The sequence below is a fragment of the Gordonia sp. VNK21 genome (genome assembly GCF_046098115.1).
In the GTDB taxonomy this organism is placed as follows: Bacteria; Actinomycetota; Actinomycetes; order Mycobacteriales; family Mycobacteriaceae; genus Gordonia.
On the sequence record NZ_JBJURU010000002.1, the window covers coordinates 53,004 to 72,363 of the forward strand.

A 19,360-nucleotide genomic window follows, 5' to 3' on the forward strand; every position below is an offset into this window, starting at 1 on the left:
CGCCATACAGCCGCTTCACGAGCGGCTGGCTATCTTGTAAAGCTCTTCCTGCGTAACGTGACACCGAGCACTGATAATGCCGTAGGACCCCTAGAGGGCCCCACGCTGGCTGGTCCTCTAGTTCGCACGGATGGCGTTCGACCGCGCACTTGACGTAGGCCTACACTTAGGCCCGCTCCTCCTCGCGAAGTTTCTCCAGTGGTGCCGGATGCTCCACGAGAGGCTGGGCCTGTTCGCGGCGTAGCAGCTGCGGCCGCCCCTAGGCGACCGGCCGCGGCCGCCCCGGCCCCCGAAGCCGCTGAAGCCGCCGCCGGACCCGCTGTAGAAGTTGGTCAAGAAGCCGCCCCCGCCGCCACCGCCAAAGCCGCCGCCGGCGCCGGGCGCGCCGGCCCACGCAGGGCCACTCGGGCGCGACCACCCGGACTCGGACTGGGAGCTCCTCCGCCGCCGGCCCCGGTTGTTCCTCTAGTGGCAGCTGTGGCGGTAGGACACGCTGTCGACGGTCCCAAGCCCGTGGGCGCTGTTGAGGTTCGGCCAGTGGACAGGGTGGACAGTCCCCGTCCCGCTCTAGGTCTGGCACGTCGCCAGGAAGGAGCCGGTCCAGTACAGCCACGCGCTTACGGGGCTACGCGCCAGCTTGCGGTAGGCACGCTTGATCTCCTGGTCGGTCGCACCCCGGGAGATCCCCAGGCTGCCGTAATAGTCACGAGCCACAGTGCAATGCGTCCTTCTCGAAATGTTCTATCGGTCGGCGAGCACTTCGCCGACATACCGCGCCACGGCCGCCACCGACGCGATGGTCCCCGGATAGTCCATCCGGGTGGGGCCCACCACACCCAGTCCGCCGAACACGGTGCCCGAAGCACCGTACCCGGTGGAGACGACGGCGGTACTGCGCAGGTTCTCGGCGAGCGTCTCCTCGCCGATCTGCACGGTGACCGAATCGCTCTGCCGCGCATGTGCGAGCAGTTTGAGGATCACCACCTGTTCTTCCAGCGCCTCGAGGACGTTGTCCATTCCCCCGCCCGCGGGAAAATCGCTCAGCGACCGGGCCAGGTTGGAGGTGCCGCCGAGCACCAGCCGGTCCTCGTCGCGTTCGACGAGGGTCTGCACCAGCACACTCGCGATCTCCAGGATCGGCTCCTGCAGTTCGGCCGGCGCGTTGTTGGCGAGTTCGGCCACCGCATACGAGGCCTCCTCGAGCCGCTGGCCGTCGAGCGCGGCGCCGAACAGGCTGCGCACCCGGGCCAGCGTGTCGTCGTCGAGCGCCGAGCGCAGCGAGACCATCCGCTGCTCCACCCGGCCGGTGTCGGTGATCACCACCAGCAACAACCGTTCCGGGCTGAGCGAGACCACCTCGAGGTGGCGCACCCGGGCTGTGGAGAGCACCGGGTACTGGATCACCGCTACCTGCCGGGTGAGCTGCGCGAGCAGCTTGACCGACCGGCGCAGCACGTCGTCGAGATCGACGGCGTTGTCGAGGAAACTCAGGATGGCTTTGCGTTCGGCCGACGACAGCGGCTTGACCTCGCTGATGCGGTCGACGAAGAGCCGGTAACCCTTGTCGGTGGGCACCCGCCCCGAGCTGGTGTGCGGCTGCGCGATGTAACCCTCGGCCTCCAGAACCGCCATGTCGTTGCGGACGGTGGCACTCGACACGCCCAGGTGGTGCCGTTCGACGAGGGCCTTGGACCCGATGGGCTCCTGCGTGGCGACGAAGTCGGTCACAATGGCCCGCAGGATCTCGAATCTGCGGTCATCAGTGGTCGACATCGTCACCTCCCTCGATCGCAGCGCCTTACAGTGGGTGAAGACCATTCTAGGTGAAGCGATGGGAAGACCGGACAGATGATCTTCAAGGGCGTGACGGAGGGCAAGCCGTACGCCGACCACGGTCTCGCCGCCCGCGACTGGGCCAAGATCCCGCCCCGGCAGTTCCGGCTGGACCAGTTGACGACGGTGACGACGGTGCTGGCCCTGGACAAGCTGCTCTCCGAGGACTCCACCTTCTACGGCGACCTCTTCGCACATGTGGTGCGCTTTCAGGGCGAGCTGTACCTCGAGGACGGGCTCCACCGGGCGGTCCGGTCGGCCCTGCGCAACCGCACCGTCATCCACGCCCGGCTGCTGGATCTGGATGCGGCGCAGGAGGACCGCGACGGCGTCGCAGGCGGGGTGGACGTGACCGATCAGCTGCCGCCGATCGCCATGCGCACCGCCGATCCCCGGCGGATCGCCCGGAGTTCCGGCGCCCACCGCGCCGACGGCTGAGCTGCGGGCTCTCCCGATCGTCAGTCGACGGCGTTCTCCGATCGTCAGTCGACGGCGTTCTCCGATCGTCAGTCGACGGTGTTCTCCGATCGTCAGTCGACGAGGATGTCGCGGATCACCCCGTCGGCCAGCAGCCGGCCGCGGTCGGTGAGCACGTAGCGCTGCCCGGCCCGGGTGAGCAGCCCGTCGGCGATCACCAGCTCGGCCCGCGCCCGTTCGGCGGCGGTCAGGGCCGCCGCGGGCAGCCCATCGCGCATCCGCAGCGCCAGCATCACGGTCTCGGTGTGCCGGTCGTCGTCGCTGAGGATCTCGCTGCCGCCGATCGGCAGTGCGCCGTCGGCCAGCGAGGCGGCGTAGGTGGCCGGATGCTTCTGGTTCCACCAGCGCACCCCGCCCACATGCGAATGCGCGCCGGGGCCGATCCCCCACCAGTCGTCGCTGCGCCAGTAGGCCTCGTTGTGCCGGCACGCGGCCTCGGCCCGCGGCAGTCCGGCGGCATCGGCGGCCGCCCAGTTCGACACCTCGTACCAGGTCAGACCGGCCGCGCTGAGCCGTGCGTCGAGCATCTCGTACCGGGCGGCGAGGACGTCGTCGTCGGGCATCGGGACCTCCCCGCGGCGCACCTTGCGGGCGAAGGCGGTGCCGTCCTCGACGATCAGCGCATAGGCGGAGACGTGGTCGACGGGCACCGAGAGGACCGCGTCCAGCGAACGCGCCAGATCGTCGTCGCTCTCCCCCGGCGTGCCGTAGATTAGATCCAGGTTCAGGTGCTCGAAGCCGGCCGCGGCGGCCTCCCGGGCGGCGGCGAGCGCCCGGCCCGGGGTGTGCCGGCGCTCGAGGACGGCCAGGACGTGCTCGGCCGCGGACTGCATGCCCAGCGAGATCCTGGTGTAGCCGGCGCCGCGCAGCCGCTCGAAGAACTCCGGCGAGGTGGACTCCGGATTCGATTCGGTGGTCACCTCCGCCCCGGGCGCGAGGTCGAATTCGGCGCGCACCGCGGCCAGCAGATGGGCCAGACCGTCGGCGCCGAGCAGCGACGGGGTGCCGCCGCCGACGAAGATCGTCGACACCGGCCGGGCCGGGGACAGCAGCCGCGCCGCCTGCGCCAGCTCGATCCGGACCGCCTCGAACCACGACTCCGGCGAGCTCGACGAGCCCAGCTCGCCGGCGGTGTAGGTGTTGAAGTCGCAGTACCCGCAGCGGCTCGCGCAGAACGGGACGTGCAGATACAGCCCGAACGGCCGGCCGGCGTCCACCTCGCGCAGCCGACGCAGTGCCGCCTCGTCGAGCGGTGTCGGTGCGGTGCGGGTACTCACCACACCATGATGCCGCACTGCGGCCCGGCGCCCGCCCCGGGGCGGATCACGCGGTCGGGCAGGCGCTGCGTACACACCGCCGCGCACATGTGGCTCATCTCTCACCACGCCCGGATCGGCCGCTCGCGGCAGCACCGAGCAGGACCACGGCCGTTTATTAACCTCACAGTGGTTTTAATTCTTTGCACGTAGACGCGTCACGGTTAGACGCGGACGGTCATCCGTGGCACTATTGGCAGCGTGACCACTCCAGGCGTGCGCCTCATCTCGCGGCGACACATCGACCTCATGCGCTGCGACAGCGCGAACTGTCTGCGCTGACCGACGGTTCGGTCCCGAGTAGTCCGTTCTCTCCGGTCGCATCAGCCCGCGCCGGATCCGGATACCGAATTCTCGTCACTTTTTCATGCCCAGCCCCCATGACGCATCGCGTCGCGATGCGTGAGGAGAACCGATGACGCTGACGACTCCCGAGTCCGTCGACAAGCCCGCCGAGCCCACTCCGACCGGCGATACGACGACCCCGGCCCGCGCCGAACGGCCCACCCGCACCGAGCGTCCCGCCCGCGCCGAACGTCCGGCCCGCGACGGTGCCGCACCGCGTAAGAAGACCCGGCCCACCAAGCGCCGCTCCGAAGGCCAGTGGGCCCTGGGCTACCGGGAACCGCTGAACGCCAACGAGCAGTCCAAGAAGGACGACAACCCGCTCAACGTGCGCCGACGCATCCTCGACATCTACTCGAAGGTCGGTTTCGACGGGATCGACAAGGCCGACCTGCGCGGCCGTTTCCGGTGGATGGGCCTGTACACCCAGCGCGCCGAGGGCTACGACGGCACCTACAGCCACGACGACAACATCGACATCATCGAGGCTCCGTACTTCATGATGCGGGTGCGCACCGACGGCGGCTCGCTGACCATCCCGCAGGTGCGGACCCTCGCCGGGATCTCCCGCGACTTCGCCCGCGGCACCGCCGACGTCACCGACCGGCAGAACATCCAGTACCACTGGATCGAGATCGAGAACGTGCCGGAGATCTGGCGCCGCCTCGAAGCGGTCGGCATGGAGACCACCGAGGCCTGCGGCGACTGCCCGCGCGGCATGCTCGGCTCCCCGCTGGCCGGCCTGTCGGTGCACGAGGTCCTCGACGCCAGCCCGGCGCTCGCCGAGATCAAGCGCCGCTACATCGGCAACCCGGAGTTCTCCAACCTGCCGCGCAAGTTCAAGACCGCCATCTCCGGTCTGCAGGACGTGGTGCACGAGATCAACGACGTCTCGTTCATCGGCGTCGAGCACCCCGAGCACGGCCCCGGCCTGGACCTGTGGGTGGGCGGCGGCCTGTCGACCAACCCGATGCTGGCCCAGCGGCTGGGCGTGTGGGTGCCGCTCGACGAGGTGCCCGACGTCTGGGAGGGCGTGGTCAGCATCTTCCGCGACTACGGCTACCGCCGGCTGCGCTCCAAGGCCCGGCTGAAGTTCCTGCTCAAGGACTGGGGCCCGGAGAAGTTCCGCCAGGTCCTCGAGGACGAGTACCTGCACCGCAAGCTGATCGACGGCCCGGCCCCCGAGCCGCCCAAGCACCCGATCGACCACGTCGGCGTCACCGAGCTGAAGAACGGCAACTACGCCGTCGGCTTCTCGGCCGTCTCCGGCCGGCTCTCGGACACCGTGCTCGACGCCATCGCCGACGCCGCCGAGAAGGCCGGTGCCGAGAGCGTCCGGCTCACCCCGTACCAGAAGCTCGTAGTGGTGGACGTCCCCAAGGACAAGATCGCCGCACTCGACGAGGACCTGGCCGCGGTGGGTCTGCAGTCCCGGCCGTCGCGCTGGCGCCGCAACCTGATCGCCTGCACCGGCCTGGAGTACTGCAAGCTCTCGTTCACCGAGACCCGCAGCCGCTCACAGCAACTCGTGCCCGAACTCGAGGCGCGCCTGGCCGAGCTGAACGATCAGCTCGACGTGCCGATCACGATCAACTTCAACGGCTGCCCCAACTCCTGCGCCCGCGTGCAGGTGGCCGACATCGGCCTCAAGGGACAGCTGATCGACGACGGTGACGGGCACCCCATCGAGGGCTTCCAGGTGCACCTGGGCGGCAGCCTTGGCCTGGACGTCGGCTTCGGCCGCAAGCTGCGCCAGCACAAGATCTACGCCCACGAGGCGAACGACTACATCGAGCGTCTGGTCCGCAACTTCATCGCCGGCCGCAATCCGGAAGAGCGTTTCGCCGAATGGGCCATGCGGGCCGACGACGCGGAGCTGCAGTGAGGCGATGAGCGACATGACAACCACCCTCAACACCGCGCATCTACGGGAGATCGCCGAGGCCGGTGCCGCCGAGCTCGGTCCGGAGGCGACCGCCGAGCAGCTGCTGCAGTGGACTGCCCGCACCTTCGGCGACGATTTCGTGATCGCGGCCAACATGCAGGATGCGGTGCTGATCGACGTCGCGAAGAAGGCGATCGATCCGGCCGACCTGCACGGCGCCAAGCTCAAAGCCCTGTTCCTCGACACCGGCTACCACTTCGTGGAGACCCTCGGCACCCGGGACGCGGTGGTCGACGTCTACGACCTCGAGCTGATCAACGTGACCCCCGAGCACACCGTCGAGGAGCAGGACCGGCTGCTCGGCAAGGACCTCTTCGCCCGGAACGCCGCAGAATGCTGCCGGCTCCGGAAAGTGGTCCCGCTCAAGGCTTCACTCGCGCCGTACCGGGCGTGGGTGACGGGAATCCGACGTGTGGAGGCCCCCACCCGGGCCAACGCGCCGCTCATCTCCTTCGACGAGGGATTCGGTCTGGTGAAGATCAATCCCCTCGCCGCCTGGACCGATGAGGAATTCCAGGAGTACATCGACACCAATGGCGTCCTGGTGAATCCGCTGGTCGACGAGGGGTATCCCTCGATCGGGTGCCAACCGTGCACCGCCAAACCGGCACCGGGATCCGATCCGCGCAGCGGCCGCTGGGCCGGCAGCGCCAAGACAGAATGCGGGTTGCACGTCTCATGAGCATCACTGAGTCCCCCATCGAAAACCTTGCGGCCGACGACTTCTCGACGCTCGACGCGCTCGAGTCCGAGTCGATCCACATCTTCCGCGAGGTGGCCGGCGAGTTCGAGCGGCCGGTGATCCTGTTCTCCGGCGGCAAGGACTCCACGCTGCTGCTGCACCTGGCGCTCAAGGCCTTCTGGCCGGCGCCGCTGCCGTTCTCGCTGCTGCACGTGGACACCGGCCACAACCTGCCCGAGATCATTCAGTTCCGCGACGAGATCGTCGAGCGGCACAATCTGCGGCTGCACGTGGCCAAGGTGGAGGACTACCTCGCCGACGGCCGGCTCACCGAACGCCCGGACGGCATCCGCAATCCGCTGCAGACCATTCCGCTGCTCGACGGGATCACCGAGAACCGCTTCGACGCGGTCTTCGGCGGCGCCCGCCGCGACGAGGAGCGGGCCCGCGCCAAGGAGCGGATCTTCTCGCTGCGCAACGCCTTCGGCCAGTGGGACCCCAAGCGCCAGCGCCCCGAGCTGTGGAATCTGTACAACGGCCGGCACGCCCCGGGTGAGCATGTGCGCGTCTTCCCGCTGAGCAACTGGACCGAGCTGGACGTGTGGCGGTACATCGCCCGCGAACAGGTGCTGCTGGCTCCGCTGTACTACGCGCACGAGCGCGAGGTGTACTCGCGCGACGGCATGTGGATGACCTCCGGTCCGTGGGGCGGCCCGGCTGAGGACGAGGTGGTCGAGACCCGGATGGTGCGCTACCGCACCGTCGGCGACGGCTCCACCACCGGTGCGGTGCTCTCCGATGCCACCGACAACGAGGCCGTGCTGGCCGAGGTGGCCGCGTCCCGGCTCACCGAGCGCGGCGCCACCCGTGGCGACGACCGCGTCTCCGAGGCCGCCATGGAAGACCGCAAGCGCGAAGGATATTTCTGAGATGAGCGAGACCACCCCGGGCATCGCGCCCGCCCCCGACCTGCTGCGGATCGCCACCGCCGGCAGCGTCGACGACGGTAAGTCCACCCTGGTGGGCCGGCTGCTGTTCGACACCAAGTCGGTGCTCGCCGACCAGATCGACGCGGTGACCCGCGCCTCGGTGGACCGCGGCATGGACACCCCCGACCTGTCCCTGCTCGTCGACGGTCTGCGCGCCGAGCGCGAGCAGGGCATCACCATCGACGTGGCCTACCGCTACTTCGCCACCCCGGCGCGCTCGTTCGTGCTCGCCGACACCCCCGGCCATGTGCAGTACACCCGCAACACCGTCTCCGGCGCGTCCACCGCGCAGCTGGTGATCCTGCTGGTGGACGCCCGCAACGGGGTCGTCGCCCAGACCCGCCGGCATGCGGCCGTGATGGCCCTGCTCGGGGTGCCGCGACTGGTGCTGGCCGTCAACAAGATCGACCTGGTCGACGACGCCGCGTCCGTCTTCGCGGAGATCTCCGCCGAGTTCAACGCGCTCACCCGGGCGCTGGGCTACTCCTCGGATCAGGTCGTGGAGATCCCGGTCTCGGCGCTGCACGGCGACAACATCGCCGTCCGGTCGGAGACCACCCCGTTCTACGACGGCCCCACCCTCATCGAGCATCTCGAGACGGTGCCGAACGAGCCGGACCGCAAGCATGTGGGCCTGCGCTTCCCGGTGCAGTACGTGATCCGCCCGCGCACGGCCGACTACCCCGACTACCGCGGCTACGCCGGTCAGGTCGCGGCCGGCCGGGTCTCCGTGGGCGACGAGATCGTGGTGCAGCCGTCCGGCCAGCGGTCGACGATCGCCAAGATCGACACCGCCGACGGCGAACTGCCCACCGCGCACACCGGCCGCAGCGTCACCCTGCTGCTGGCCGACGACATCGACATCTCGCGCGGCGATCTGATCGCGGCGGTCGAGGATGCTCCGGAGCCGGCGCAGCAGTTCACCGCCACCGTCTGCTGGCTGGCCGACAAGCCGCTGCGGCCGGGCGCCCGGCTCCTGCTCAAGCACGGCACCAAGACCACCCCGGTGATCATCGGCGGGCTCGACACGCTCTTCGACGAGCAGAACCTGGCCCTGGTCGAGGGCCCGGACACCATCGAGCTCAACCAGATCGGCCGGATCGCGCTGACCACGGCCGAGCCGATCGCCGCCGACGACTACCAGACCAACCGGGAGACCGGCAGCTTCCTGCTGATCGACCCGCAGGGCGGCAACACGCTCGGCGCCGGCCTGATCGGGGACGCGCTCGAGAGCCTGAATCTGGCGCAGGCCGCGCTGGTCTGAGGCGTCTCCCATGATCGAGCTGCCCCGTCCCACGCTGGTGCTGACCGCACACGGCAGCCGCGACGTCCGGTTCGAGGCCACCGCCCGCCGGATCGCCGCCGCCACCGCGGCAGCACTGCGAGGGGTACGCGTGGAACTGGGCTTCCTCGATCTGAACGCACCGCTGGTCGACGAGGCCCTGGCCGGGCTGTCCGGCCGGGTCACGGTGCTGCCGTTGCTCTTCGGTGACGGCTACCACAGCAAGATCGACCTGCCGGCGATGCTGGCCGCCGCCCGCGCCGTCGACCCGGGACTGCGGGTGACGCAGACCCCGATCGTCGGCCGCTATTCCCCCGTCCCCGCGCTCACCGACCGGCTGACCGAGGCCGGCTTCGTCGCCGACGGCCGCACCGGGGTACTGCTGTACGCGGTCGGCTCCAGCGATCCGGGTTCGGATGCGTCGGTACGTGAGCGCGGGGCGGAACTGGCCGGGGCACTGGGGGTTCCGGTGCGCACCGTCTTCGCCACCCGGCTCGGCAGCGACGGCGCGGCAGTGACCGCCGCCGTGGACGAGTTGCGCGCCGAAGGCGTCTCCCGGATCGCGGCCAGCCCGCTGTTCCTCTCGGCCGGACTGCTCACCGAACGCGTCGAGCGCGTCCTGGACCGCTGCGCCCCCGGCTCAGTGGTGGCCGGCCCGATCGGCGCGCATCCGTCGCTCATCGCCGCCGTCTCCCGGCTCTACCACGCGTCGCTGCCCGCGCTGGTCTGAACCGTCCGGCATCACGCGGCGTCGTCGGTTACCGTGGGGGCGCCCCGCCGCCACGGCCGCTGCGGCGGCATCTGTGACGTCAGGGGGGCGATGATCGTGCGACTCTACGACCGGATCGGGCGCGACATCATCACGCCGTTCCGGCGCGGCTATCTCGGCCCGTGGCTGTCCGGGTACGCCCTCGTCGGTCTGGTGGTCAGCGGCATCGTCCCGGTGCTGCTGCCGCTCAGCGCGGACCCGCACGGCATGTTCGCCGTCGGGCTGGTGGTGGCCGCCTTCTATCTGGGCATGCTGATCGCCCCGCTCTTCGGTTCGCTGGCCGACCGCACCGGCACCCAGCGCTGGGTGTTCCTGGGCAGCTTCCCGGTCACGGCGGCCGGTGCGATCCTGTTCGGCTTCGCCGACCAGACCTGGCAGATGTTCCTGTGTATCTTCGTCGTCGGCGCCGGTGCGGGCGCCGCCCAGACCACCGCGAGCATGTTCATCGTCGAGGGCCGTCCGCGCAACCAGTGGGACACCCGGATGGGCTGGATGCGGCTGGCCTTCGGCACCGGTCAGGTCCTCGGACTGGCCGTCTCGGCCTACTTCTCGCACCGGCTGGAGACCGGCTGGATCGTGGTGGGTGTGATCATGGTGATCGGTACCGGCCTGGGCTGGATCAAGCTGCCGCACCTGACTCGGACCCGATCGGACGCGGCGCCCGCCGCGCCCCGGAAACCACGCCGGCGGCGCAGCAGCCTCAAACCGCTCTTCGCCAGCCGCTTCGGCGTCTTTCTGGGCTGCTGGTTCTTCGCCATGCTCGGCCTGATGACCTTCTACAACGTGGTGCCGCTGGTACTGCGTGACAGTTTCGGCGTGGACCCGCGGACCACGTCCATCGTCTTCCTGGCCGGTTCGGCGATCGGCGCGATCCTCTATCCGGCTTGCGGTGAACTGGCCTGGCGGCACGGTCCCGCCCGGCTGCTCGCCGTCGGCATCGCCGCCACCCTCGTCGCCTTCCTGGTGCTCGCGCTGGCCACCCTGAACCACGGCACGCTCGGCGCCGCGCTCGGCGGCATCTGCCTGATCGTGATCGCGAGCTTCTATCCGTTCCAGTACATCGGCGCCACCCTGCTGGCCGCCCGGCTCGCGCCCGGTGGTCAGGGGGCCGCGATGGGACTGTTCAACTCCGGGGTCGCCGCCGGCGCGATCATCGGTGCGATCGTGCCCTCGTTTCTGGCTCAGCAGGCCGGCTACAGCTCGCTGACCTGGTTCTCCTTCGCCGCGATGATCGTCTCGGTCTGCTTCGGACTGCCGCTGCTGCACGCCCTGCGCCGCGACCGTGCCGCGGCGGCCGGGTAGTCCGCCGGCCCGTCCCTCCGCAGTTGTGGTCGCCCAGCGACCACAACTGCGGTGTTTCGAGGAGCTACTCCCCGTCGAGCTGCGGCACCTTGGTGGCGCGGGCGTACACCGTCTGCCCGGGTTCCAGATGCAGGGCGTTCTGGTCGCCGCGGGTGATCTGCGCCAGGAACTGCTCACCGGTGGCGTCCCCGACCAGCTCCACCCGGGTCTCGAAGCCCAGGTTCACCACGCGCTCGACGGTCGCCCGGATCACGCCGGTGTCCAGACCGGCGTCGGCCGGCGGATAGGTCATCTCCGGGGTGCGGCCGATGCGGATGTCGTGCGGGCGGACCAGCTCGCCGTTGAGCCGCGACACCGATCCCAGGAACGACGCGACGAAGACGTTGTCGGGCCGGTCGTAGAGATCGTCCGGGGTGCCCACCTGCTCGATGCGGCCCTTGTTGAGCACCGCGATCCGGTCGCTCACGTCCAGCGCCTCGGCCTGGTCGTGGGTCACCAGCACGGTGGTCACGTGGACCTCCTCGTGCAGCTTGCGCAGCCAGCGCCGCAGATCGTCGCGCACCTTGGCGTCCAGGGCGCCGAACGGCTCGTCGAGCAGCAGCACCTTGGGGTCCACCGCCAGCGCCCGCGCCAAAGCCATACGCTGCCGCTGACCACCGGACAGCTGCGCCGGATAGCGCTTCTGGAACACCTCGAGTCCGACGATCTCGAGCAGCTCGTCGACCTTGGCGTTGATCTCGGCCTTGGACCGCTTGCGGATCTTCAGACCGAAGGCGATGTTCTCGCGCACGGTCATGTGCTTGAACGCCGCATAGTGCTGGAACACGAAGCCGATGTCGCGCTGCTGCGGCGACGCCTTCGACACGTCCCGGTCGTTGATCTTGACGGTGCCCGAGTCGAGCGTGTCCAGACCGGCGATGGCCCGCAGCAGCGTCGACTTACCCGAACCCGAGGGGCCGAGCAGGGAGGTGAGCGAGCCCTCCGGGATCTCGATCGACACATCGTCGAGCGCGGCGAACTCGCCGTACCGCTTGTTGGCTCCGATGACGGAAATGGACACGGCTACTTCTCCTCGGATTCAGCCACACGGGACGTGTCGATGGGGTCGAAGGCCGCCGGCACTTCGCCGACGGCGGCGAGGTCCGCACCGGTCTCCTCGACCGGATCGGCGGCGTCGACGATGGAACTGCTCGCCTGGCGCACCCGGCCCTTGGCGCGCCGCTCGATCAGCGACATCACCACCAGCATCAGGATCGCCACCAGCATGAGCAGCGTGGCCGCTGCATAGGCACCGTACTCGTTGTAGTCGTCGGTGTAGCGCGAATGGACCAGCAGGGTCAGGGTCTGCGAGACGCCCGGGAAGTTGGACGAGACCATGGTGACCGCGCCGTATTCACCGAGTGCGCGCGCCACGGTCAGGACCACACCGTAGGTCAGGCCCCAGCGGATGGCCGGCAGCGTGATGCGCCAGAAGGTCTGCAGACCGCTCGCACCGAGTGTGGCCGCGGCCTCCTCCTGCTCGGTGCCGATCTCGTGGAGCACCGGCTCCACCTCGCGCACCACGAAGGGCAGGGTCACGAAGATCGTCGCCAGCACCATGCCCGGCACGCCGAAGATCACCCGGAAGCCGAGCGACTCGATGCCGCCGAACCAACCGTGCGTACCCCACAGGGCGATCAGTGCGACACCGGCGACCACCGGCGAGACGGCGAACGGGAGGTCGACGACGGCCTGCAGCAGGCCCTTGCCGCGGAACCGGCCGCGGGCCAGCGCCAGGGCGGTGATCACGCCGAAGACCACATTGAGCGGCACCACGATGGCCACGATGATCAGCGACAGCTGCAGCGCCGAGATGGCGGCCGGGGTGGTGATCCAGTCCCAGAACTGGCCCAGACCGTGCTCGAAGGAGCGCCAGAAGATCAGCCCCACCGGAACGACCAGCAGGATGAACAGGTAGATCAGGGCGACGGCGCGCAGGCCGTAGCGGGTGGGATTGGAGATGTGCATGCGCTCAGACCTCCTCGCGCCGGCGGCTCAGGCCCGAACCGACACGCAGCACCAGCAGCACGACGAAGGCGATCAGCAGCAGCGCCACCGAGACCGCGGCGGCGTCCACGGGGGCGTCGACCTCGATCTGCTGCTGGATGTACTGCGAGGCCACCTGGGTCTTGTCCGGGATGTTGCCGCCGATCAGCACCACCGACCCGAATTCGCCGATGGCGCGGGTGAAGGCCAGACCGGCACCGGTGAGGATCGCCGGAACCAGGGAGGGCAGCACGATCTTGAGGAAGATCAGGCCGTTGCGGGCCCCGAGGACTGCGGCCGCCTCCTCTACGTCGGTGTCGAGTTCCATCAGCACCGGCTGCACCTGCCGCACCACGAACGGCAGCGTGACGAAGGTCAGAGCGATGATGACGCCCGGTTCGGTCGCGGCCAGATGGATGCCGATCGGGCTGTTGGGGCCGTACAGCGACAGCAGCACCAGCGAGGCGACGATCGTCGGCAGCGCGAACGGGAGGTCGATGATCGCGTTGACGAAGCCCTTGCCCCAGAAGTCGTCGCGCACCAGCACCCAGGCGATGATGGTGCCGAAGAGCACGTTGATCAGGGCCACGGCCAGGGAGAAGAGCACCGTGATGCGCAGCGAGTCGAGCGCACCGGCAGTGGTGATCGCGTCCCAGAAGCCGCCGAAGCCGTCCTTGAACGCATCGGTGGCGATGGCCGCCAGCGGCAGCAGCACGATCAGGCTCAGCCACAGTCCGGCGACGCCCAGGCTCAACGGGCTGTCGGCCCGCCAGCGCCGCCCCCGGACCGGTTCGGGAGCCGGCGGCGTCGACGTCGGCGTCGTGGTCGTCGTGCTCATCGGCCGGCCTCCTCGTCATAGATCTTGCTGATGGCGCCCTTGCTGCCGAACAGCTCGGAGTCGACCTGCTTCCAGCCGCCCAGATCGGCGACGGTCCACAGTTTGGCGATGTCGCCGGGGAAGTCGGCGGCGGTCTCCTCGATCACCTCGGGGTTGACCGGGCGGAAGCCGGCCTGCGCCCACAGCCGCTGGGCCGGCGCACTGAACAGATAGTTCACAAAGGTCTCCGCGGCCGCCTTGTCCTTGCTGGTGTTGACCACGGCCACCGGATTCTCGATCTTGAAGGTCTGCTCCGGGAGGACGTAGTCCACGCGCTGATTCTGCGGGACGTCGGCGTTCTGCCGGGACAGCATGATCGCCTCGTTCTCATAGCTGATCAGCACGTCGCCCTGGCCCTGCTCGAAGGCCGTGGTCGCCTCACGGCCCGACTTGGGCAGCACCCGCACGTGGTCGCGGACCAGTGCACGCACATAGTCCAGGCCCGCCTGCGGGTTCTTCCCGCCCTGGCTCTCGGCCGCGTACGGCGCCAGCAGATTCCACTTGGCCGATCCGGAGCTGCCCGGGTTGGGCGTGATCACCGAGACCCCCGGGCGCAGCAGATCGCCCCAGGTGTGGATGTTCTTGGGGTTGCCCTGCCGCACGACCAGGGCCACCACCGAGCCGAACGGGATGCTGTCGTTGGGCGCCTGATCCTCCCAGTCCTCGTCCACCACGCCGGCCTTGACCAGCCGGGTGATGTCCGGGGCCACCGAGAAGTTGACGACGTCCGCGGGCAGCCCGCGGGCCACCTTGCGCGACTGGTCACCGGAGGCGCCGTACGACTGGGAGAAGCCGATCCCGTGGCCTTCCGGGGTGTCCCGGAAAGCGGGGATGACGATGTCGAAACCGGGTTTGGGGGTCGCATAGGCCACCAGGTTCACATGCCGGTCTCCCGACGAGATGTCCTGGCCACCGGGTTCGTCGGTGGATCCCCCACCGCACGCGGCGGTGGAGACGACCACCAGCGCGGCGACTGCGGCGGCGGCGAGTCGCCGGACGCCGGCACGAGGGCTGAATGATTGCACGGACAAAACGCTAACAATCCGGCCGCGGACCGCCAACGCACTGAATCAGGGTGCGCCGAACGACTTCTCCGACGGCCCGCCCGTGTGCTATCGGGTGATCAGCCAGGCGACAAGCACCAGGACCAGCAGGGCGATCAGCGCCCAGGTGACACGAGAGCGGAACACTGCCCTAGATCCCCATTCCGTGATCGTCGCGGACCCGGCCTCGACCGACCAGTGAAAACAGTCGGCCGACCAGGAAGTTCAGCACCCAGGCCACCCCGGTGGCCAGGGGAATCAGCACGGCGAGGACCACCAGCAGCTGCGGCACGAAGGACAGTCCGGTGAGCCATTCCTCCACCGAATCCCACCAGGCCAGGAAGCCGTTCACCGGACACCTCCTCGCCGTCGGCCGGTTATTCTCACGCTGACTTTAACCAAGGCTACCCGCCGTCCGGGAGCAGCCCGCGACGCCGCAGCAGCGGCGTGATCTGCGCGGGCCGGCCCAGCATGCTCTGGTGTGCGGCCACCGGATCGACGCTGTCGCCGCGGCTGAGCACCGCCTCGGCGAAGGCCCGGCCCTGGTCGCGGCGCAATCCCCCGGACCGCAGGAACCACCGCTCGGTCTCCGCGTCGAGGATCTCCGACCAGATGTAGCTGTAGTACGCCGACGAGTAGCCGCCGCCGAAGATGTGGTTGAAGTAACTGCTCCGGTAGCGCGGCGGGATCAGCGGATGGGCCAGGCCTGCCTGCTCGAGGGCGTGCTGCTCGAAGGCCGCGACGTCCTCGGGAATCTGGTCCTCGGTGAGCCGGTGCCACGCCAGGTCGAGGGCGGCGGCCGCCAGGTATTCGACGGTCGAGTGCGCGCTCTCGGTGTCGCCGGCCGCGCGCACCGCGGCGAGCAGTTCCTCCGGAGCCGGCTCACCGGTGCGATGGTGCCGGGCGTAGCCCGGCGCCACCTGCGGGTGCAGCGCCCACATCTCGTTGACCTGTGACGGGAACTCCACGAAGTCGCGGGGCACCGAGGTGCCCGACTGGGAGACGTAGTCGACCTCCGAGAGCAGACCGTGCAGCGCGTGCCCGAACTCGTGGAAGGCGGTGGTCAGCTGGTCCAGCGAGAGCAGGCACTTCTCCCCCGGCGCCGGCTTGGTCAGGTTGAGCACGTTGACCACCACCGGCCGGGTGCCGAGCTGCGCGGACTGATCCACGATGGAGTTCATCCACGCCCCGCCGCGCTTGGACGGGCGGGCGAAGAAGTCCCCGAGGAACAGTCCGATACCGTCCCCGCCGGCGGTGCCGGTGGTGTCCTGATCGTCCTGGGCGCCGGCGAAGACCTCCCAGACCCGCACATCCGGGTGATAGCCCGCCAGATCCGGCCGCTCGACGAAGCGCAGGCCGTACAGCCGCTGTGCCGCGGCGAACACCCCGTCGCGGTAGACGGCGTCGAGTTCGCAGTACTCCTCGAACCGGTCCACGGCCCCGGCGTCCCCGGTCCCGTCCTCGCCGGCCGGGCTGCGCTCCTCGATGCCGAGTGCGTAGGTGACGTCCGCCGGTCCCGGCTCCAGGCCGGTGGCCGCCGACAGCCTCGCGATCTCCCGGTCGGCGGCGGCCATGGCGGCCCCGCCGAGTTCGGCGAGCAGCTCGGCCACCGCCCCGGGATCGGGTGCGGTCTCCTCGTCGATCACGTACTCGGCGTGATCGGCATAGCCCAGCAGCACGGCCCGGCGGGCCCGCAGGGCGACGATCTCGCGCAGCATGTCCCGGGTGTCGAACTCGTTGCCGCGGGCGCAGCGGTTGATCGACGCGTCGAAGATCCGCTGCCGCACAACCGGATCGGTGATCTTGGCGACGGTGGACTGGCTGGTCGGCAGCTCCAGGGCGATCAGCCAGCCGGCCTCGTGCCCGGCCTCGGACGCCGCCCGCGCGGCGGCGGCGATCTCGCCGTCCGAGAGGCCGTCGAGCTCGGCCGGCTCGGTCAGCAGCACCGCCGAGGCGTTGGTGTCGGCGAGCAGCTTCTGGGAGAACTCGGTGGTCAACGTGGCCAGCCGGGCCGAGATCTCGCGCATCTGCTGCTGACCGTCGGCGTCGAGGCCGGCCCCGGCGCGCACCGCGTCGCGGTACCGACGTTCGAGCAGCCGCAGCTGCGGCCCGGTCAGGTCCAGCTCGCGGCGGCGCCGGTACAACTCGTCGATCCGGGCGAACAGCACCGGATCCATGAGGATCGCGTTCTGGTGTTCGGTGAGCCGGACCGCGAGCTCGGTCGCGATCTCCGAGCGGCGCGGATTGCTGTCGGCGCCTTCGAGATTGAAGAAGATCCCGTTGGCGCGGGCGAGGAGCCGGCCGGACGCTTCGAGCGCGGCGACGGTGTTCTCGAAGGTCGGCGGCTCCGGGTTCTGGGCGATCGCGGCCACCTCGGCGCGGTGCGCGGGCAGGGCGATGTCGTACGCGGGCAGGAAGTCGTCGTCGCTGATCGCGGCGAAGTCCGGAAGGTCGTACGGCAGGCCGGATTCGGCCAGCACGGGATTGTCCGACACGGTTACTTCCCCTTCGGCTTGTCGCCCGTCTCCGTACTCAGGGCCGCCACGAAGGCCTCCTGCGGGACGTCGACGCGGCCGATCGTCTTCATCCGCTTCTTGCCCTCCTTCTGCTTCTCCAGCAGTTTGCGCTTACGGCTGATGTCACCGCCGTAGCACTTGGCGAGCACGTCCTTGCGGATCGCCCGGATGTTCTCGCGGGCGATGATCTTCGAGCCGACGGCCGCCTGGATCGGCACCTCGAACTGCTGCCGCGGGATGAGCTCCTTGAGCTTGAGAGCCATCTTGTTGCCGTAGGCGTAGGCGGCGTCCTTGTGCACGATGGCGCTGAAGGCGTCGACGGCCTCGCCCTGCAGCAGGATGTCCACCTTCACCAGCTCGGCCTCGGCCTCGCCGGCCTCCTCGTAGTCGAGGCTCGCGTAGCCGCGGGTGCGGGATTTGAGGGCGTCGAAGAAGTCGAAGATGATCTCCGCCATCGGCATGGTGTACCGCAGCTCCACGCGGGTCTCGGACAGGTAGTCCATGCCGCCGAGTTCGCCGCGCCGCGACTGGCAGAGCTCCATGATGGCGCCGATGAACTCGCTCGGCGCGATGATCGTCGTCTTCACGATCGGCTCGAAGATGTGCCGGGTCTTGCCCTCCGGCCAGTCCGACGGGTTGGTCACCACATGCTCGGTGCCGTCGTCCATCACCACCCGGTAGACCACGTTGGGTGCGGTGGAGATCAGGTTGAGGTCGAACTCGCGCTCGAGACGCTCGCGGGTGATCTCCATATGCAGCAGGCCGAGGAAGCCGCAGCGGAAACCGAAGCCGAGCGCCACCGAGGTCTCCGGCTCGAAGGTCAGCGCCGCATCGTTGAGCTGCAGCTTCTCCAGCGCCTCGCGGAGCACCGGGTAGTCGGAGCCGTCCACCGGGTACATGCCGGAGTAGACCATCGGCCGCGGCTCCCGGTAGCCGGTGAGCGCCTCGGCGGCGCCGCCCTTGGCGGTGGTCACGGTGTCACCGACCTTGGACTGCCGGACGTCCTTCACGCCGGTGATCAGGTAGCCCACCTCGCCCACGCCCAGGCCCTTCGCGGCCTTGGGCTCCGGCGAGACGATGCCCACCTCGAGCAGCTCGTGCGTGGTGCCGGTGGACATCATCGCGATCTTCTCGCGCGGCACGATCCGCCCGTCCACCACTCGCACATAGGTCACCACGCCGCGGTAGGTGTCGTAGACCGAGTCGAAGATCATCGCCCGGGCGGGCGCCTCCGGGTCGCCGACCGGGGGCGGGACCAGACGGATCACCTCGTCGATCAGGGCCGGGACGCCCTCGCCGGTCTTGCCGGACACCCGCAGCACGTCCTCGGGTTCGCAGCCGACGATGTGCGCGAGCTCGGCCGCGTACCGGTCCGGGTCGGCGGCCGGCAGGTCGATCTTGTTCAGGACCGGGATGATGACCAGGTCGTTCTCCATGGCCAGGTACAGATTGGCCAGCGTCTGCGCCTCGATGCCCTGAGCGGCGTCGACCAGCAGGATCGCGCCCTCGCAGGCCTCCAGCGCGCGCGAGACCTCGTAGGTGAAGTCGACGTGACCGGGGGTATCGATCAGGTGCAGCACGTAGTCGGTCTGCGGACCGTCCGGGCCGTCCGCCTTCCACGGCAGACGCACGTTCTGCGCCTTGATGGTGATGCCGCGCTCGCGTTCGATGTCCATCCGGTCCAGGTACTGCGCCCGCATGTCGCGTTCGGCGACCACACCGGTCAGCTGCAGCATCCGGTCGGCCAGAGTGGACTTGCCGTGATCGATGTGCGCGATGATGCAGAAGTTACGGATCCGCTGGGGATCCGTGAACGTGGTGTCAGCGAAGGTGGAAATCTCTACTGCTCCTTGACGCGAGTGGTTCCCTACAGTCTCTCACGAACGTCTGGAGCGGCTGCGACGGCGGACCGCCGCGGCCGTGGTCGACGACCACGCAGCCTTCCACCTGGAGGTCCGC

The 19,360-nt window shown here is 69.3% G+C and carries 16 protein-coding genes and 1 pseudogene; 7 read left to right on the plus strand and 10 right to left on the minus strand.

What is annotated here, in order from left to right:
- Positions 1-627: 627 nt before the first annotated feature.
- Positions 628-714 (minus strand): annotated as a pseudogene (locus ACJMNC_RS03245) (DnaJ domain-containing protein); the annotation flags it as partial.
- Between the two features lie 27 nt (positions 715-741).
- On the minus strand, positions 742-1,773 hold the full coding sequence (hrcA, locus tag ACJMNC_RS03250) for a heat-inducible transcriptional repressor HrcA (protein ID WP_408946513.1): 1,032 nt from the start codon (positions 1,771-1,773) through the stop codon (positions 742-744).
- A gap of 75 nt (positions 1,774-1,848) precedes the next feature.
- Between hrcA and ACJMNC_RS03255 the strand changes: the two genes are divergently transcribed.
- The gene (locus tag ACJMNC_RS03255; protein WP_408946514.1) at positions 1,849-2,271 is read left to right on the plus strand and encodes a type II toxin-antitoxin system VapB family antitoxin; all 423 of its coding nucleotides are present in this window, start codon (positions 1,849-1,851) and stop codon (positions 2,269-2,271) included.
- Positions 2,272-2,363: 92 nt separating this feature from the next.
- Here the strand turns inward: ACJMNC_RS03255 and hemW are convergent, their stop codons facing one another.
- The gene (gene hemW, locus ACJMNC_RS03260) at positions 2,364-3,587 is read right to left on the minus strand and encodes a radical SAM family heme chaperone HemW (RefSeq protein WP_408946515.1); all 1,224 of its coding nucleotides are present in this window, start codon (positions 3,585-3,587) and stop codon (positions 2,364-2,366) included.
- A gap of 454 nt (positions 3,588-4,041) precedes the next feature.
- Between hemW and ACJMNC_RS03265 the strand changes: the two genes are divergently transcribed.
- The 6 genes from ACJMNC_RS03265 to ACJMNC_RS03290 all read left to right on the plus strand — a co-directional run bounded on the left by ACJMNC_RS03265 (position 4,042) and on the right by ACJMNC_RS03290 (position 10,940).
- Positions 4,042-5,856 (plus strand): nitrite/sulfite reductase, encoded by a 1,815-nt coding sequence (locus ACJMNC_RS03265; RefSeq protein WP_408946516.1) that lies wholly within the window; start codon positions 4,042-4,044, stop codon positions 5,854-5,856.
- Between the two features lie 13 nt (positions 5,857-5,869).
- Entirely contained in the window at positions 5,870-6,598 is a 729-nt protein-coding gene (locus ACJMNC_RS03270; protein ID WP_408946761.1) for a phosphoadenylyl-sulfate reductase, read from the plus strand.
- Complete coding sequence (gene cysD / locus ACJMNC_RS03275; protein ID WP_408946517.1) at positions 6,595-7,527, plus strand: sulfate adenylyltransferase subunit CysD; 933 nt, start codon at positions 6,595-6,597, stop codon at positions 7,525-7,527. The genes ACJMNC_RS03270 and cysD overlap by 4 nt, the downstream gene beginning before the upstream one ends.
- Before the next feature lie 22 nt (positions 7,528-7,549).
- Positions 7,550-8,851 (plus strand): sulfate adenylyltransferase subunit 1, encoded by a 1,302-nt coding sequence (locus ACJMNC_RS03280; RefSeq protein WP_408946762.1) that lies wholly within the window; start codon positions 7,550-7,552, stop codon positions 8,849-8,851.
- Between the two features lie 10 nt (positions 8,852-8,861).
- Entirely contained in the window at positions 8,862-9,599 is a 738-nt protein-coding gene (locus ACJMNC_RS03285) for a sirohydrochlorin chelatase (protein WP_408946518.1), read from the plus strand.
- A 90-nt stretch (positions 9,600-9,689) separates the two neighbouring features.
- Positions 9,690-10,940, plus strand: a complete 1,251-nt coding sequence (locus tag ACJMNC_RS03290; protein WP_408946519.1) for an MFS transporter — start codon at positions 9,690-9,692, stop codon at positions 10,938-10,940.
- Positions 10,941-11,004: 64 nt separating this feature from the next.
- Here the strand turns inward: ACJMNC_RS03290 and ACJMNC_RS03295 are convergent, their stop codons facing one another.
- The 7 genes from ACJMNC_RS03295 to lepA form a co-directional block, all read right to left on the minus strand.
- On the minus strand, positions 11,005-12,000 hold the full coding sequence (locus tag ACJMNC_RS03295) for a sulfate/molybdate ABC transporter ATP-binding protein (RefSeq protein WP_408946520.1): 996 nt from the start codon (positions 11,998-12,000) through the stop codon (positions 11,005-11,007).
- 2 nt (positions 12,001-12,002) lie between these two features.
- Entirely contained in the window at positions 12,003-12,947 is a 945-nt protein-coding gene (gene cysW / locus ACJMNC_RS03300; RefSeq protein ID WP_408946521.1) for a sulfate ABC transporter permease subunit CysW, read from the minus strand.
- Between the two features lie 4 nt (positions 12,948-12,951).
- The gene (gene cysT, locus ACJMNC_RS03305; protein WP_408946522.1) at positions 12,952-13,803 is read right to left on the minus strand and encodes a sulfate ABC transporter permease subunit CysT; all 852 of its coding nucleotides are present in this window, start codon (positions 13,801-13,803) and stop codon (positions 12,952-12,954) included.
- Positions 13,800-14,867, minus strand: coding sequence for a sulfate ABC transporter substrate-binding protein (locus ACJMNC_RS03310; protein ID WP_408946523.1), 1,068 nt, complete (start codon positions 14,865-14,867; stop codon positions 13,800-13,802). The genes cysT and ACJMNC_RS03310 overlap by 4 nt, the downstream gene beginning before the upstream one ends.
- Positions 14,868-15,036: 169 nt before the next feature.
- A complete protein-coding gene (locus ACJMNC_RS03315; protein WP_408946524.1) occupies positions 15,037-15,237 on the minus strand; it encodes a hypothetical protein in 201 nt (66 codons plus the stop codon).
- Positions 15,238-15,289: 52 nt separating this feature from the next.
- Positions 15,290-17,380, minus strand: a complete 2,091-nt coding sequence (locus tag ACJMNC_RS03320; protein ID WP_408946525.1) for a M3 family metallopeptidase — start codon at positions 17,378-17,380, stop codon at positions 15,290-15,292.
- 2 nt (positions 17,381-17,382) lie between these two features.
- Positions 17,383-19,239, minus strand: coding sequence for a translation elongation factor 4 (gene lepA, locus ACJMNC_RS03325; protein WP_408946763.1), 1,857 nt, complete (start codon positions 19,237-19,239; stop codon positions 17,383-17,385).
- Positions 19,240-19,360: the final 121 nt, after the last annotated feature.

Coding starts and splice junctions, on each gene's coding strand:
- hrcA (WP_408946513.1), bottom strand. CDS start 1,773: ATGTCGACCACTGATGACCGCAGATTCGAGATCCTGCGGGCCATTGTG.
- ACJMNC_RS03255 (WP_408946514.1), top strand. CDS start 1,849: ATGATCTTCAAGGGCGTGACGGAGGGCAAGCCGTACGCCGACCACGGT.
- ACJMNC_RS03265 (WP_408946516.1), top strand. CDS start 4,042: ATGACGCTGACGACTCCCGAGTCCGTCGACAAGCCCGCCGAGCCCACT.
- ACJMNC_RS03270 (WP_408946761.1), top strand. CDS start 5,870: ATGACAACCACCCTCAACACCGCGCATCTACGGGAGATCGCCGAGGCC.
- cysD (WP_408946517.1), top strand. CDS start 6,595: ATGAGCATCACTGAGTCCCCCATCGAAAACCTTGCGGCCGACGACTTC.
- ACJMNC_RS03285 (WP_408946518.1), top strand. CDS start 8,862: ATGATCGAGCTGCCCCGTCCCACGCTGGTGCTGACCGCACACGGCAGC.
- ACJMNC_RS03290 (WP_408946519.1), top strand. CDS start 9,690: ATGATCGTGCGACTCTACGACCGGATCGGGCGCGACATCATCACGCCG.
- cysW (WP_408946521.1), bottom strand. CDS start 12,947: ATGCACATCTCCAATCCCACCCGCTACGGCCTGCGCGCCGTCGCCCTG.
- cysT (WP_408946522.1), bottom strand. CDS start 13,803: ATGAGCACGACGACCACGACGCCGACGTCGACGCCGCCGGCTCCCGAA.